The following is a 14,504-nucleotide window of genomic DNA, read 5'->3' as shown; positions in this document are numbered from 1 at the left end:
CTTCCTTCTGATCAAGTCAGAGGGAAGAACTTTTGCGTTCATTTACTTTTCACTTTACCTGTCCAAAGACGGAAACCGCCTTGCAGGTGGAATAGTTGACCATATCCTTTTTTTCTTAAAAACAGTGCTGCACGTGCGCTTTTCCCGCCGTTTTGGTCATACAAGTAAACAGGCTTGTCCGGACGGATTTCTTTGAAACGTTGGCGGAATTGGGAGTAAGGAATGTTTCGTGCCCCTAGAATATGACCGGCCTCAAAATCTTTCGGTTCACGTACGTCAATTAGCTGCGCTTTCCGATAACCTTCGATAAATTGCGGTTGTGTCAAGTTGGTGACCGCTTTTCGTAAACGTAACATTGTAACGACCATGTATACAATCAGTATAAGTATAATGGCTCCTAAAACATAGTAATTCGAGTAATTCAAAACGACTTTCCCCTTTCTCTCTACTCACCCATTATATAAGATTAGATAGTAGTTATTCAATATGAAACCCTCTACAATCATCGAAATGGATGGTAAAGGGATTTGAAGCATAACCTAGCAAAGTTCTATTAAAGAATGATAAAATGAAGTGCATGGATAAAGGAGGGGTTTGAATGAGTAAAACGGTCTGGCATTTCATCAACTCTGGGAAATGCAGCGCTTCGTTTAATATGGCGTTGGATGAAGCCTTACTCGAGTGGCATAGTCAAGGGGAAATTGGACCGGTTTTGCGGTTCTATGAATGGGAGCCAGCGACACTCTCTATCGGTTACTTCCAAAGTGTTGAAAAAGAGATCGATCTGGATGTTGTGAAGCAGCTTGGACTCGGTTTCGTCAGACGACCGACAGGAGGAAGAGGCGTTCTCCATGAGCATGAACTTACATATAGCGTCATCGTTAGCGAAGAGTATCCAGATATGCCGGAAACGGTCACAGAAGCGTACCGGGTCATATCGGGCGGTCTGTTGGAAGGCTTCCGTAATCTTGGGTTGAACGCAGAATTTTCCGTTCCGGAAACGGTGAAACAAAATGCGGATTTAAGAAATCCGAAATCGGGCGTCTGTTTCGATGCGCCAAGTTGGTATGAACTTGTCGTAGAAGGAAAGAAAGTGGCAGGGAGTGCCCAGACACGGCAAAAAGGCGTTATTTTGCAACACGGGGCCATTCTGTTAAGCCTTGATGAGGACAAGCTTGTTTCATTATTTAAATTCAAATCGGAGAGACTGCGCGAAAGGACGCGTTTAGCATTGCCGAAGAAGGCGGTAGCCATTGATCGGCTCACGCATAGACCTATCTCGATCGACGAGTGTGCAGATGCTTTCGCAAAAGGCTTCGAGGACGCGCTCGATATGCAATTGGAACCTTTAACATTAACGGATGCTCAACTCGCGAAGGTAAAAGAAATTGAAGAGCAGAAATACGCCAATGACGAGTGGACGTTCAGAAAATAATTTCTCAAACTTCTGATTGCTTACAAAATGGCCAGAAGGAAAATCGGGATATGGAAAACGGAAGGCACCGCATATGGCGCCTTCCGTTTTTTAATTGATGGGGACGGATTCAGGACCCGTTTCCGATGCTTCAATGACTGGCATCACTTCGACACCGTGCTTTTCAATTTCCAATAGCTTTTCAAAAGAAGCGATGGCCACTTCAACTTGTTGATCATCAGGCTCTTTCGTTGTCAGAAGCTGCAGCCATAACCCTGGATAGCCCAAATATTTTAGAACAGGGATATTCCTTACTGAGTTCGTCAATTGCAGCACTTCAAACGAAACACCTAAGACGACCGGAATGAGAAGGATACGGTTCACGATTCGCAACCAAAATGGATCAGTAGGTACTAGAAAATAAATGAACATCCCGACGATGACCGTGAAGAGGATGAAGCTGCTACCGCAACGGTAGTGTAGTCGTGATTGGGATTGGACATTTTCAACTGTCATCGGCAAACCGTCCTCGTATGCATTGATCACTTTATGTTCGGCCCCATGATATTGGAAGACGCGTTTAATAAGTGGGGTCATCGAAATGAGTGAAATATAGGTTAATAACAAAATGAGCTTGAATAGACTTTCCAGTAAAATTTGCCCTGTCTTTCCAGGGACAATAAATTGAAGTGCACCGGCAAGAAAGACGGGTACGAGGGTGAAGATGAATTTGCCAAAAAGAAAAGAGAGAACACCGACCACAGCAACTCCGAGAATCATAGCCAATTTGGAGGTCTCTTCCGTTTCCTCTTTCTTCTCTTCACCGGGCTCTACATCGTAGCGGTCACTTGAAAATGTCAAATGGCGAGATCCGATGCTAGCCGATTCGATTAAAGCGACAATCCCTCTAACGAAGGGAATCTTTTTCAACTTCGCCCGGGTTCTATTCTTTTCTTTTGGAAGATGAAAATAATCAATCGAATCATCTTTTCGGCGAATCGCCGTGACTGTATGCTCTTTTCCGCCGAACATAACCCCTTCGACAAGCGCTTGTCCCCCGTATGTAGGAGGTTGTTGTCTTTTTTGCATATTGTTACCCACACTTTCTTTTCTGTCAGCTAAAACCTAATCCTCATTATACTAAAAAACAGCAATTCGCTCCACTAAGATGTTTAAAATGATTGGAAACACCCGACACTGCCAGCAGGAGGGGTTTTTATGTTCAAGAACACATTGTTTTGGACTGCGATTTGTAGTTCCATTTTTACGACATTGTCGTTGAAATTCTTTCAACTATTTAATTTTATAGAGTGGTCCCCCATCGGATGGGCGGAAAAATGGCGTTCCTTTGCCCATCTGCATGTTTCCATCCAATGGATGTTGCTGTTCGTAGGTCTTACTTTGTTATACGCACTGATTTATATTGCAGTTTCGTTCACTACCTCCATACCGCCGTCCGTCACTGCGCTCATCATTGCTGTCGTTGGCGTGTTGGCCATCGAATGGTCGATCCATTCACCATCGACACCATCTGCAGCGTTCAGGTCTGTGTCGATGCCATTGCTCGCATTGCTCGCCATCGTATTGAGATTTATAACCGGGACAGCAGTTTATATGAGGAAAAATTCGGTTGAAACGATAAAATGAGTTGCGACAATGGATCGATATGATAAAATAGGAAAGAAAACAGTGCTGGCAGGATGCGGTTGTGAAGTTACTTCTTCATCGAAAAGGGGTATGAGACTATGAAACTGAAAAAAATTCGTAAACTGTTGATAGAGAAAGAGATCGATGCACTTCTTATTTCAAACCCATTCAATCGTCGCTATATGACAGGTTTTACGGGGACAGCGGGCCTTGTCCTCATTTCGTCCGATGATGCTGTGTTTATCACGGACTTCCGTTATGTAGAACAAGCTGAAAAGGAGATTGATGGGTTCCGCATTGTCCAGCATACGAAAACAATTATTGAAGAAGTGGCGGAACAAGCAAAAAGCATGGGGCTTAAAACGATCGGTTTTGAAAAAGACGATATGACGTATGGTCATTATGAATTGTATCGAAAGCAACTAGAAGCGGAACTGAAACCGGTATCTGGCATCGTTGAGAAATTGCGGACGGTGAAGACGGAAGAGGAACTTGCTGTTTTGAAGCAGGCCGCAAAAATCGCTGATGATGCCTTTGCCCATATTTGTACGTTTATCAAACCGGGTGTCACTGAACTTGAAGTGTCGAACGAATTGGAAATGTATATGCGCAGTCAAGGGGCAACGTCATCTTCCTTTTCGACGATCGTTGCATCCGGTTTACGGGGAGCGCTTCCGCACGGTGTCGCTACGGACAAAGTGATCGAAACGGGAGAACTCGTCACGCTCGATTTCGGGGCGTTATATCAAGGCTATATTTCGGACATTACCCGCACTGTCGCTGTTGGGCAACCATCGGCGAAACTGAGGGAAATTTACGAAGTAACACTTGCTGCGCAAAAACTTGCATTAAAAGAGATTAAACCGGGTATGACAGGTATAGAAGCGGATGCTATAGCTCGTGATTACATTATATCCCAAGGCTACGGCGATGCCTTCGGTCACTCGACAGGACATGGAATTGGTTTGGAAGTACATGAAGGTCCCGCCCTTTCTTTCCGTTCGGAAACCGTTCTTGAACCGAATATGGTTGTTACGGTCGAACCAGGGATCTATCTCGCTGAAATCGGTGGCGTGCGCATTGAAGACGACATTATCATAACAGAAAATGGGAATGAGCGTATCACGCATTCACCGAAAGAACTTATCATCTTATAATCTATTCATAATTGGAGGAAACAACATGATTTCAGTGAACGAATTTAAAACAGGCTTAACGATTGAAGTGGATGGTGACATTTGGCGTGTAATGGATTTCCAACACGTTAAGCCAGGAAAAGGGGCAGCGTTTGTCCGCTCAAAACTACGTAATTTACGTTCTGGCAACGTCAACGAAAAAACATTCCGTGCCGGAGAAAAAGTTGCAAAGGCACAAATTGATAATCGCCGCATGCAATACCTTTATGCAAACGGGGACGATCATGTATTTATGGACAATGAATCCTACGAGCAAATTGAACTTTCAGCGAAGCAAATTGAAGATGAACTGATGTATTTGAAAGAAAATATGGAAGTACATATTATGAAATATGGCGAGGAAGTTCTCGGAGTGGAATTACCGGTCACTGTGACGCTGGAAGTGGCTGAAACGGAGCCAGGTATTAAAGGCGATACGGCTAGCGGTGGTTCAAAACCTGCAAAAATGGAAACAGGCCTCGTCGTCCAAGTGCCTTTCTTTGTCAATACGGGCGATAAACTCATCATTAATACAGAAGAAGGCGAATACGTATCACGGGCTTAATATAAGAACGGATATGTAAAAAATACGATAGAAGTTTTAGAACCTTACTACTCAAACGGAGTGGTAAGGTTTTTTTCATTGCTTAAATAGACGAGCCGTTGCGTTTTTGTTCCGTCTAGGCTCCAGGTGCCTTGCGTTTTGTTCTATAGACTCTCAATAGGACATAGGATATCTCAATGGGGGGAGTACCGGATGGAATTGAATGATCTACTACGGATTGCCGGTATCGGATTAGTCATTGGTTTACTGCATATTTTCTTTGAGCAAACCGGCAAAAAAGAATTTTCGTTTTTCCTGTTCTTTATCGCTTACATTTACATCACTGCTGAAATGCTTCGATTTCTAAGGATATTTTTTACGGAAATCGCTGAATTTTTCCAATGGTTGTCAATGACAGTCTAATGGTGTTACTGCTACAGATGGTTGTCGTCTTTCTCATCCTCCTCATCATCACATTTGCAGTACCAAAATTGCAACCGTTATTGTATGTCGCTATTTTTTTCTTTGTTTTATTTCAATTGTTGAGTATGGTTGTTTTCCCTTTTACGAGGACAATCATCGATCTATTCGAAGCGCTTCCGGATCCGTTTGCAAAACTGCTGATCGGGAGTGCGATCCTGTTCTTTATTTCCGAACTGATTGCCAAACATATCGAAGAGGCCGGTTTTGCTTCATTAGCGGCAATGTCCCATTTTATCGTAAAAATTGCTATTTTAGGTTTATGGCTTCATCAGACAGCAACATTGATCGAAATCTTATCCTCACTCATTACAAAATGATCGGATGGAACATCCATGATTTCTTTTATTGAAATGGTACTTGGTACCGTATTATCCAGTTTTGTCGTTGTCATCCTTTCAACATTTCTTGCACTGCTCGTCGACTTCCTTTTTCCTTCTTTTTCAAAATGGACGAGAATGATGTTAATTTTTATCGTCATCGCAGTCGTATTACAACCGGCATTTACACAATTGACGCTGATTCGGGATATCGCACATCAGATTTCAATGTCGTTCATATCTATTTATCCAATCTTGACGGCCACGATGATTGCAGCGGGCGGCGCGTTCGGGATGCTGAATTTTCAGCCGGCGATGCTATTGTTTGCCAATGGTGCAATCGTTTTAACGGAAAGCTTGCTGATCCCGTTATTGACCGCTGCCTTTATTTTTGATTTGGTGTCTAGAATCCTACCATCTGTCCCATTTACCAAAATGGCGGAATTAATCAGGACAGCCCTTCTCGGAACAGTTTCAGCCGTTGTCGCCGCATATTCCATTTTCATAACAGTGGGGGGGACGATGTCTTGGGCTCTCTCCGGTTTGGCAAGTGAACCGATCAAAGAATTGATCCGTCAAAATGTGCCGCTCATCGGTTCTTTTATGACGGATAGTATGGGCACATTAGGCCGTTATTCGTCTGGAGCAGGCATTTTTGCGGGGGGATGGCTGATTACGACCATTTGGACGGTGGCGCTTGTCCCTTCTTTAAAAACATTGTTAACCGCTTTTTTCTATAGGTGGACTGCTGCGCTTATTGAACCATTTGCGGATAAAGATATTACAGGCATTATCGATGATATCGGTAAAACGCTGTTTGTGTTATGCGCCGTATCGTTTTTAATCGCCTTTGCATTTATATACACAGCCTTGTTTTCAATCATTCTGATCAAGCTGATTACGACGATGAAGTGAGGGATACGCATGGAATCTTTTTAATGGGAATCATTTTGATTACTTTATTGTCATCCACGATGCTATTGCTGTTCCCTGATCGTACGGAAGAGCATCTATTGCCTTTGATCAAACTTGCCGTGGGAATCTGGATTATCAAATCGATTTACACTTTTTTTGGTCATAGCCTCTTTTGACGCTGCATAAAATGAATCATTGATGACAGGTCATTCAACCGGCTCATTAAACGGAAATGGTGATGAGATGCAAAAACCAACGAAGAAAATTCAAATGATCCTTCTCGGCACAATTACAGTCATGGTCATCATTTTCATCAATTCCAGTCTTGGCGGTATCGGGGGCGAGAAGGGGGAAAAGGAGGAAAACGGCGAATTTGTAGCACTGGAAGAAGCGCTGATGGAAATTGAGGGAATCGGGGATGTTACGTTGTATTTCCACTATGAAAACGGGAATGCCGGAAATCCTTTGTCCGATTATTTCTCGATGTCCACTACTTCACCAAAGAAAGGCAATGAGTTGCAAGGGGTCCTTGTCATAGCGGAGGGCGCGGAAAACCTTGAGATTAAAAGCAAACTATTAAGAATCTTATCCACTGTTCTCCAGTTGCCCGAACATCGGATCGTCGTCGAAATGAAGAAAAGGGGGAGTACGAATGAAAACGAATAAGCGTACAGTCTGGTTTCTAACATTACTAAGTCTCGTTGCAGTGATTTCTATTTACTACATTAAGGAAAAAGCTCCGATGCCTTTTGATGGGATTAATATTTTTAAAGATTCACCAGAGTCCATTCAACTAACTGAAAATATTGTGGATGCGGATAAGACGACACCTGTTTTTGCAGATTCTTACCTATTTGAGGAAATGAGGATGCAGGTTCGTGACGAGCGGAGTAAGCTGAAAGAGCAACTTACGGCGAAAGTACTTTCGTCTGACCATACATCTGAGGAAAAGAATGTTGCATATGAGGAAATGGAGCGGCTGACTAAACTTGATTCTGCCGAAGCGCTGATGGAAATGCAAATCATAGCTTTAGGGTATCCGGAAGCTTTTGTACGGACAGAGGAAGGAACGGTGAAAGTGACTGTTTTATCGACGGAAGGCCATTCCAAACAATTGGCAGATGAAATTGTACGTTATGTGAAGACAAATTGGGAAGATCCTAAAGCAGTCGTCAGTGTTGAATTCAAAGGAGGCACCGAATAAACGAAAGCTGAAAAGGACAATAGAATGGATTTTACCTTAAAAAAGGCCCTAAACTGGGGTCTTTTTTTGATTAATAAGATGGAATTATGAACAATTCTTCATTTACTATTTCATTATCCATGGAAAACGTCTAAAATGGGTAAGAGTATAACTATAAATGGTTAGGAGAATCGGTTATGTTGAAAATTCAGGAAATCCGTGAAATCATTAAACTTATCGATCAATCTTCAATTGAAGAGTTCAGCTATGAATCCGAAGGTTCAAAAATTGAATTGAAAAAAGGAAATGCGGAGAAAGTCATCATCGATGCTGTTACACAGCCTGCCGCTGTCGTACAACGGGATGTGCCGGTTGCGCAGCCGAAAGCGGTGGAAACGATCGAACAAGCTCCTCAAGTGGAGGCACCTATCGTACAAGTCGAAACACCACATGCGGAAGACACATCTTTGCATAAAATCACATCGCCGATGGTGGGGACATTTTATGCGGCTTCATCACCAGATGTACCAGCTTATGTACAATCTGGCGATAAAGTGAAAGAGGACTCGATCGTATGTATCGTTGAAGCGATGAAATTATTCAACGAAATTGAAGCGGAAGTTTCAGGGGAGATTGTCGAGATACTTGTCAAAGATGGTCAACTCGTTGAATTCGGACAGCCCCTTTTCCTTGTAAAAGTGAATTGAGGGGGAATACCAAATGAAAAAAGTGTTAATTGCTAACCGTGGTGAAATTGCGGTGCGAATCATCAGGGCGTGTAAAGAACTTGACATTAAAACCGTTGCTGTCTATTCAGAAGCGGATCGGGAAGCGTTGCATGTCGAACTTGCAGACGAGGCTTATTGTATCGGACCTCGATTATCGAAGGACAGCTACCTCAACTTTTCGAATGTCATCAGTATTGCCAAGCTGACGGGGTGTGACGGGATTCATCCTGGTTATGGCTTTTTGGCGGAGAATGCGAGCTTTGCAGAGCTTTGTGAGGAAGTCAATATCGAATTTATCGGACCGACTGCGGATGCGATTTCTCGGATGGGGACAAAGGATGTCGCTCGCGAAACAATGAAAAATGCGGGCGTTCCTATTGTTCCGGGATCGAGTGGAATCGTTGCGGACGAGCAAGAAGCGTTGCAAATTGCGGAGGAAATCGGTTTTCCGGTTATCATCAAAGCGACTGCAGGAGGCGGAGGGAAAGGTATCCGCGTAGCAAGAGATCAAGATGAACTGATCAAAGGGATTAAGATCACCCAAAAAGAAGCGGCAGCCGCTTTTGGGAATCCGGGTGTCTATCTTGAAAAGTACATCGAAGTATTCCGACACGTAGAAGTCCAAGTCCTCGCCGATAAATACGGAAATACCATCCATCTAGGAGAGCGTGATTGCTCCATCCAGCGCAGAATGCAAAAGCTTGTGGAAGAAGCACCATCTCCTGCATTGACGCCTGAATTGCGTCAGGAAATGGGAGAGGCGGCGGTGAAAGCGGCAAAAGCCGTCAATTATCGCGGAGCGGGAACAGTGGAATTTATCTTCGACCATGTAAACCAGAAATTCTACTTCATGGAAATGAACACACGTATTCAAGTGGAACATACAATTACGGAAATGATCACGGGTATCGATTTAGTTCAGCAACAATTGAAAGTTGCAGCAGGTGAAGAACTGGTCTATCGTCAGGAGGATATCCAGCTCAATGGCTGGGCGATCGAATGCCGCATCAATGCCGAAAACCCAGCAAAGAATTTTATGCCTTCCCCTGGGTTAGTTTCCATGTATATGCCTCCGGGTGGTTTTGGGGTACGGGTGGACTCAGCCATGTATCCTGGCTATACGATTCCTCCATTCTATGATTCGATGGTGGCCAAACTGATTGTCCATGCAGATTCACGGGAGGAAGCGGTCGCCCGCATGAAGAGGGCGCTTGATGAATTCGTCATCGACGGCGTTGAAACGACTGTACCATTCCACTTGAATTTAATGGATCATGAGGTGTTCAAATCAGGCGATTTTGATACGAAGTTTCTTGAGAAATATAATGTCATGAACTGACAAGGAGGGATTTGGAATGCCAGAGAAGTCGGTTCCGTCATTCGTTGGAATGACTCCCTCAGGGGATGTCGAGCTTGGCCGTGTCCAACTTGCCCCTGAAGTTCTTGAAGTGATCATTGGCATTGCAACGAACGAAGTGAAGGGTGTTGCGAGTACCCAAGGGAACTTTACAACCGGCGTGGCGGAGAAATTCGGCAAAGTCGTTCACGGGAAAGGGGTCAAGACGGAATGGTCTGAAGATGGTTTGACAATCGATGTCTATTGCACCATTGAATATGGCTACCCCGTTCCCATCGTTGCCATGGAAATCCAAAAACAGGTTCGTCATGCTGTGTATCATATGACGTCATTGGAAACGAAAGAAGTCAATGTTCATATTACAGGCATTCAGTTTGAAACGGAAACGGTATGAACTGGAAAGCATCGTCCATTTGGATGGTGCTTTTCAACTTGTATTGCTGTATTCAAGTGCTCTGAATGTGCTATGATAAATCCTTAGAGATACAGCAGTGGAGGAGAAGGATAAATGAAACGACGTGAAGCACGTGAGAAGGCGGTACAGACCCTTTTTCAGCTTGATAATACAGAAATGACAGTAGAAGAAGCGATCGCTTATATTGTCGAAAAGCCGGTGAATCGCTTCTATGAGCGGCTTGTTCGAGGAACACTGGAGAATAAAGCAGCGATTGACGAAGTCTTAGTCCAGAAGTTGGAAAACTGGTCGCTTGACCGCCTTCCAAAAATTGAGCGGACTGTCCTTCGACTTGCAGTTTTTGAACTCCTCTTCAATGATGATGTTCCGCACCGAGTTGTGTTGAACGAGGCGATTGATCTTTGTAAAACATTCAGTGACGAAAAATCAGGTCGTTTTGTGAATGGCGTGCTGTCAAAATTCAATGAAAATAATGAAGAAGGCTTGGAGGAATCAGAGTGACTGGAAAACTGATTGATGGAAAAGCGATCGGACAAGAAATCCGTGAAGAAATTAAACAAAGAGTGGATTCGTTGAAGGAAAAAGGGATGCAACCAGGTTTAGCAGTCATTCTTGTAGGAGACAATCAAGCATCCCGTACATATGTTAGAAACAAAGAGAAGTCCAGTATTGAAGCGGGTATGAAATCTGTGTTAATCGAACTTCCGGAAACAGTGTCCGAAGAAGATTTGCTCGCACAAGTTGCCGAATTGAACAAAGATGATTCGATCCATGGTATTCTTGTGCAATTGCCGTTACCCAAACATATTGACGAAGATCTTGTAATCCAAGCGATCGATCCGGATAAGGATGTAGATGGCTTCCATCCGATCAATGTTGGAAAAATGATCATCGGGCAACGTGCATATTTATCGTGTACGCCATATGGCATTATAAAACTGCTTGAACGGACAGGCACCGAGATCCGCGGCAAACACGCCGTCATTGTTGGCCGCAGTAATATCGTCGGGAAACCGATGGGGCAATTATTATTGCAACGCGATGCTACTGTGACGTATTGCCATTCCAAAACGGAAAATTTAGCGGAATTTACAAAACAGGCAGATATTCTAATTGTTGCAATCGGAAGAGCCAAATTTATCACAGCTGAACATGTTAAAGACGGAGCCGTCGTCATCGATGTAGGGATGAATCGTGATGAGAACGGGAAGCTTTGTGGGGATGTCGAGTTTGAAACGGCGAAAGAAAAAGCTTCCGCCATTACACCGGTACCAGGCGGTGTCGGACCGATGACGATTACAATGCTGTTGAAAAACACGCTTCAAAGTGCAGAGAAAGCCTGTGCCGAAGGGACAAGCGCACACGAATAATAAGGTGACGGACGGACGCTGTTTTTCATCAGAAAGACAGCGTTTATCTTCATTCAGCGGATGTTAAAACACCCGCTGAATGAATAGCGGGAGGCAACCTAAGTCCGCCGCGTCCTGCGGCAACGGTTGCATGACCTACATCCTGTAGGCCCGCAGATGTCACAGATTTTGAAAGGAGTTAATTCTCCAAAAGCGTAGGGCGCCTGCCTAGGGGCGACAGGCATAAGGCGAAGATGCGGCGTGGCGTCTTTTGCCACAGAGCAACTTTGACTTTTGTCCCGAGCCCCTGGCGCCCGAAGACTAGACGTGAGCTTTGCTCAATTCAAAATCTGGACGCAATTACGCCGAGGCGTAATTGATATAAGTCATGAATCGGGAGGTGGACCGGTTGGCGGGAAATCCTTACTTATCCGTACAGGCATTAACGAAGTATATTAAACGCAAATTTGACGCAGATCCTCATTTAAGGAATGTCTATGTTAAAGGGGAACTTTCGAATGTCAAATTGCACCCGAGCGGCCATATTTATTTTACATTGAAAGATGAAAAGAGCCGTATCCAAGCTGCGATGTTTCGCTCAAGTGCATCGACATTGAAGTTTAAACCGGAAAATGGCATGAATGTCTTGATCACAGGCGATGTAACCGTTTATGAGGCAAGCGGCAACTATCAATTATATGTACAAACCATGCAACCCGATGGCATCGGCGCGCTCTATCTTGCTTATGAACAATTGAAAGAAAACCTTGCAAAGGAAGGGCTTTTCGATGCACGGTGGAAACTTCCGCTTCCCGTTTTCCCACAAAAGGTCGGTGTTGTAACGGCCCAATCTGGGGCGGCGATTCAAGATATCTGTTCAACAATCGAAAGGCGATATCCTCTAGCTGAAATTATTTTATTTCCTGCAATCGTCCAAGGGCCGCAAGCAGCTCCATCGATCATTCGGTCAATCGAGCAGGCGCAAGACTTCGGTTCCATCGATGTATTGATTGTTGGGCGTGGGGGCGGATCGATCGAGGATTTATGGGCTTTCAATGAAGAAGCGGTGGCACGCGCCATCTTTTCTTGCCGTATACCGATCATCAGTGCGGTAGGTCACGAAACAGATACGACCATTGCAGACTTTGTTTCAGATAGAAGGGCGCCTACCCCGACAGCCGCTGCAGAGATGGCCGTCCCTGCCCGGGAAGACTTAGTTGAAAGAGTATTGGATCGGAAACGCTCCCTTTATAGTTCGCTATCCAATCAGATTAAAATCGAACGCAAACGACTGACAACGTTACAAACTTCCTACCCCCTTCAGTTCCCAGAGCGGTTGTACCGGCCTTATATTGAAAAATTGATCGGACTGGAAGGCAGATTGATACGAAGTGGTCAAGAGATGACCGTGCGCAGACGATCTGAAGTAAATAGATTGAGCGGGATACTTGCTTCCTATTCGCCCAACCAGCGGATTCGTGAAGGGCATCGGAATTTGGCGGCTTTAACAGAAAGACTTTCCCGAGCCGCGAATCAGGGCATCAGCTTAAAACGTAACCGATTCCAATCAACCGTCCGTATGTTGAAAGCGCTCAATCCACTCGATGTAATGGAACGAGGGTATTCGATTGTTTATCAAAACGATGAAGTGACGAAATCCGTCCACTCGCTGGAAAGCGGGGACAGCATCCAAATTCAGATGCAAGACGGTACGGTGGCGGCGAAAGTTGAAACAGTGACAATACAAGAAGGGGAGGAAGGATAAGTGGAAAAAGAGTCGATCCGCTTTGAAGAAGCGATGTTGAAATTGGAAGAAATCGTTCAAAAACTAGAAACGGGTGATGTCCCGTTGGAAGATGCCATTTCATTATATAAAAAAGGGATGGAGTTATCGGCATTTTGTCATGGGAAATTGCAAGATGCAGAGAAACAATTGATTTCCATTATAGACGAAGAGGGCAACAAGACCCCGTTCGATCCTACAAAAGGTGTGGATTCAAATGCATGATAAATTAGACAAGTTCATGTCGGAAAAAATCACAATTATTGACGAGCGGCTCCATCAACTACTTTCACCAATCGACGTATCCGCGACCTTGAAGTCTGCTATGACCTATTCAGTCGATGCTGGCGGAAAACGGATTCGCCCATTGCTCGTCCTAGCAACGCTTGAAGATCTCGGAGTGGAATCAGTGGATGCTGTAACGGTCGCTTGTGCAGTCGAACTCATTCATACATATTCTTTGATCCATGATGATTTACCGTCCATGGATGATGATGATTTTAGACGAGGCAAGCCGACGAATCACAAAGTATACGGTGAGGCGGTTGCCGTTTTGGCAGGAGATGCGTTGCAAGCACTTGCGTTTGACGGTTTAACGAGACTTGAATCGACACCGGCTGAACAGGTTGTGCAAATCATCCGGTTATTGACGGAAGCGGCAGGCGCCCAAGGGATGGTAGGTGGACAAATGCTCGATATGGAAGGAGAAGCGAAACCATTGACCCTTACGGAGATGGAGACGGTTCATGTTCATAAAACCGGAGCACTTCTTTCCTTCAGTATCGAAGCTGCCGCGATCTTGGCGGATCTAAACGAGGAGAAAACGCAAAAGTTAAAAGAATATGCATGGAATATTGGGCTCGCGTTTCAGATTAAAGACGATATTTTGGACATTACAGCGACTACGGAAGAACTTGGAAAGACAGCAGGAAGTGATACCCTTAGCGATAAATCGACTTATCCTTCACTTCTAGGGTTGGATGGAGCGGAGGAGCGTCTAGCCAGACATCATCAGCGCGCAATCGATTCCCTTGAATTCTTGGGCACAAATGATTCACTCCTCTCCCTATTCGCTGATTATATTGTACATCGGAAATCGTAAAGGAACGTAAAAGTTGTACTGGACGTCCTACTTGATATAATATACTAAGCGCAGAAATAACCGAGGCAATCATTCGAAGAAGGTGTGTGATA

General features: G+C 44.4%; 19 protein-coding genes. 17 read left to right on the top strand and 2 right to left on the bottom strand.

Translation table 11 applies throughout. From position 1 onward, the window contains the following. Positions 1 to 38: 38 nt before the first annotated feature. The gene (locus ACFPRA_RS19075) at positions 39 to 368 is read right to left on the bottom strand and encodes a rhodanese-like domain-containing protein (protein WP_381438914.1); all 330 of its coding nucleotides are present in this window, start codon (positions 366 to 368) and stop codon (positions 39 to 41) included. 230 nt (positions 369 to 598) lie between these two features. Between ACFPRA_RS19075 and ACFPRA_RS19070 the strand changes: the two genes are divergently transcribed. Further along, complete coding sequence (locus tag ACFPRA_RS19070) at positions 599 to 1,435, top strand: lipoate--protein ligase family protein (protein WP_381438206.1); 837 nt, start codon at positions 599 to 601, stop codon at positions 1,433 to 1,435. Positions 1,436 to 1,525: 90 nt separating this feature from the next. Here the strand turns inward: ACFPRA_RS19070 and ACFPRA_RS19065 are convergent, their stop codons facing one another. Continuing rightward, a complete protein-coding gene (locus ACFPRA_RS19065; protein ID WP_381438204.1) occupies positions 1,526 to 2,503 on the bottom strand; it encodes a DUF1385 domain-containing protein in 978 nt (325 codons plus the stop codon). A gap of 129 nt (positions 2,504 to 2,632) precedes the next feature. On the opposite strand from ACFPRA_RS19065, the gene ACFPRA_RS19060 reads away from it, so the two are divergent. From ACFPRA_RS19060 to ACFPRA_RS18985, 16 genes are all read left to right on the top strand, one after another. Further along, complete coding sequence (locus ACFPRA_RS19060) at positions 2,633 to 3,061, top strand: hypothetical protein (protein WP_381438202.1); 429 nt, start codon at positions 2,633 to 2,635, stop codon at positions 3,059 to 3,061. A gap of 98 nt (positions 3,062 to 3,159) precedes the next feature. Next, on the top strand, positions 3,160 to 4,218 hold the full coding sequence (locus ACFPRA_RS19055) for a M24 family metallopeptidase (RefSeq protein ID WP_381438200.1): 1,059 nt from the start codon (positions 3,160 to 3,162) through the stop codon (positions 4,216 to 4,218). A gap of 25 nt (positions 4,219 to 4,243) precedes the next feature. Beyond that, positions 4,244 to 4,801, top strand: coding sequence for an elongation factor P (gene efp / locus ACFPRA_RS19050; RefSeq protein WP_239391377.1), 558 nt, complete (start codon positions 4,244 to 4,246; stop codon positions 4,799 to 4,801). A gap of 192 nt (positions 4,802 to 4,993) precedes the next feature. Next, entirely contained in the window at positions 4,994 to 5,203 is a 210-nt protein-coding gene (locus ACFPRA_RS19045) for a SpoIIIAC/SpoIIIAD family protein (protein ID WP_381438197.1), read from the top strand. Beyond that, positions 5,182 to 5,580, top strand: coding sequence for a hypothetical protein (locus ACFPRA_RS19040; RefSeq protein ID WP_381438195.1), 399 nt, complete (start codon positions 5,182 to 5,184; stop codon positions 5,578 to 5,580). The genes ACFPRA_RS19045 and ACFPRA_RS19040 overlap by 22 nt, the downstream gene beginning before the upstream one ends. Before the next feature lie 15 nt (positions 5,581 to 5,595). Further along, positions 5,596 to 6,495, top strand: a complete 900-nt coding sequence (locus tag ACFPRA_RS19035) for a stage III sporulation protein AE (protein ID WP_381438193.1) — start codon at positions 5,596 to 5,598, stop codon at positions 6,493 to 6,495. Between the two features lie 198 nt (positions 6,496 to 6,693). After that, positions 6,694 to 7,161, top strand: coding sequence for a hypothetical protein (locus ACFPRA_RS19030; protein ID WP_381438191.1), 468 nt, complete (start codon positions 6,694 to 6,696; stop codon positions 7,159 to 7,161). After that, positions 7,148 to 7,699: a SpoIIIAH-like family protein gene (locus tag ACFPRA_RS19025; protein ID WP_381438189.1), complete on the top strand. Its 552-nt coding sequence runs from the start codon at positions 7,148 to 7,150 to the stop codon at positions 7,697 to 7,699. Before ACFPRA_RS19030 ends, ACFPRA_RS19025 begins: the two co-directional genes overlap by 14 nt. A 176-nt stretch (positions 7,700 to 7,875) precedes the next feature. Continuing rightward, positions 7,876 to 8,385 (top strand): acetyl-CoA carboxylase biotin carboxyl carrier protein, encoded by a 510-nt coding sequence (accB, locus tag ACFPRA_RS19020; RefSeq protein ID WP_381438187.1) that lies wholly within the window; start codon positions 7,876 to 7,878, stop codon positions 8,383 to 8,385. 13 nt (positions 8,386 to 8,398) lie between these two features. Further along, entirely contained in the window at positions 8,399 to 9,745 is a 1,347-nt protein-coding gene (gene accC, locus ACFPRA_RS19015) for an acetyl-CoA carboxylase biotin carboxylase subunit (protein WP_381438185.1), read from the top strand. 16 nt (positions 9,746 to 9,761) lie between these two features. Next, the gene (locus ACFPRA_RS19010) at positions 9,762 to 10,157 is read left to right on the top strand and encodes an Asp23/Gls24 family envelope stress response protein (RefSeq protein ID WP_381438183.1); all 396 of its coding nucleotides are present in this window, start codon (positions 9,762 to 9,764) and stop codon (positions 10,155 to 10,157) included. Between the two features lie 114 nt (positions 10,158 to 10,271). Further along, entirely contained in the window at positions 10,272 to 10,679 is a 408-nt protein-coding gene (gene nusB, locus ACFPRA_RS19005) for a transcription antitermination factor NusB (RefSeq protein WP_381438181.1), read from the top strand. Beyond that, positions 10,676 to 11,548, top strand: a complete 873-nt coding sequence (folD, locus tag ACFPRA_RS19000) for a bifunctional methylenetetrahydrofolate dehydrogenase/methenyltetrahydrofolate cyclohydrolase FolD (RefSeq protein ID WP_381438179.1) — start codon at positions 10,676 to 10,678, stop codon at positions 11,546 to 11,548. The genes nusB and folD overlap by 4 nt, the downstream gene beginning before the upstream one ends. A 388-nt stretch (positions 11,549 to 11,936) precedes the next feature. Further along, positions 11,937 to 13,292, top strand: a complete 1,356-nt coding sequence (xseA, locus tag ACFPRA_RS18995; RefSeq protein ID WP_381438177.1) for an exodeoxyribonuclease VII large subunit — start codon at positions 11,937 to 11,939, stop codon at positions 13,290 to 13,292. Then, a complete protein-coding gene (locus ACFPRA_RS18990; protein WP_381438175.1) occupies positions 13,293 to 13,535 on the top strand; it encodes an exodeoxyribonuclease VII small subunit in 243 nt (80 codons plus the stop codon). Beyond that, complete coding sequence (locus tag ACFPRA_RS18985) at positions 13,528 to 14,412, top strand: polyprenyl synthetase family protein (protein WP_381438173.1); 885 nt, start codon at positions 13,528 to 13,530, stop codon at positions 14,410 to 14,412. The genes ACFPRA_RS18990 and ACFPRA_RS18985 overlap by 8 nt, the downstream gene beginning before the upstream one ends. Positions 14,413 to 14,504: the final 92 nt, after the last annotated feature.

This window comes from Sporosarcina soli, assembly GCF_042655805.1.
In the GTDB taxonomy this organism is placed as follows: domain Bacteria; phylum Bacillota; class Bacilli; order Bacillales_A; family Planococcaceae; genus Sporosarcina; species Sporosarcina soli.
The sequence above is the reverse complement of the archived record's forward strand: the minus strand, read 5'-3'. Positions and strand labels throughout refer to the sequence as shown.

Coding starts and splice junctions, on each gene's coding strand:
- ACFPRA_RS19065 (WP_381438204.1), bottom strand. CDS start 2,503: ATGCAAAAAAGACAACAACCTCCTACATACGGGGGACAAGCGCTTGTC.
- ACFPRA_RS19075 (WP_381438914.1), bottom strand. CDS start 368: ATGGTCGTTACAATGTTACGTTTACGAAAAGCGGTCACCAACTTGACA.
- ACFPRA_RS18985 (WP_381438173.1), top strand. CDS start 13,528: ATGCATGATAAATTAGACAAGTTCATGTCGGAAAAAATCACAATTATT.
- accC (WP_381438185.1), top strand. CDS start 8,399: ATGAAAAAAGTGTTAATTGCTAACCGTGGTGAAATTGCGGTGCGAATC.
- ACFPRA_RS19030 (WP_381438191.1), top strand. CDS start 6,694: ATGACAGGTCATTCAACCGGCTCATTAAACGGAAATGGTGATGAGATG.
- efp (WP_239391377.1), top strand. CDS start 4,244: ATGATTTCAGTGAACGAATTTAAAACAGGCTTAACGATTGAAGTGGAT.
- ACFPRA_RS19010 (WP_381438183.1), top strand. CDS start 9,762: ATGCCAGAGAAGTCGGTTCCGTCATTCGTTGGAATGACTCCCTCAGGG.
- ACFPRA_RS19025 (WP_381438189.1), top strand. CDS start 7,148: ATGAAAACGAATAAGCGTACAGTCTGGTTTCTAACATTACTAAGTCTC.
- ACFPRA_RS19070 (WP_381438206.1), top strand. CDS start 599: ATGAGTAAAACGGTCTGGCATTTCATCAACTCTGGGAAATGCAGCGCT.
- ACFPRA_RS19035 (WP_381438193.1), top strand. CDS start 5,596: ATGATTTCTTTTATTGAAATGGTACTTGGTACCGTATTATCCAGTTTT.
- accB (WP_381438187.1), top strand. CDS start 7,876: ATGTTGAAAATTCAGGAAATCCGTGAAATCATTAAACTTATCGATCAA.
- ACFPRA_RS19045 (WP_381438197.1), top strand. CDS start 4,994: ATGGAATTGAATGATCTACTACGGATTGCCGGTATCGGATTAGTCATT.
- ACFPRA_RS19055 (WP_381438200.1), top strand. CDS start 3,160: ATGAAACTGAAAAAAATTCGTAAACTGTTGATAGAGAAAGAGATCGAT.
- ACFPRA_RS19040 (WP_381438195.1), top strand. CDS start 5,182: ATGGTTGTCAATGACAGTCTAATGGTGTTACTGCTACAGATGGTTGTC.
- ACFPRA_RS19060 (WP_381438202.1), top strand. CDS start 2,633: ATGTTCAAGAACACATTGTTTTGGACTGCGATTTGTAGTTCCATTTTT.
- nusB (WP_381438181.1), top strand. CDS start 10,272: ATGAAACGACGTGAAGCACGTGAGAAGGCGGTACAGACCCTTTTTCAG.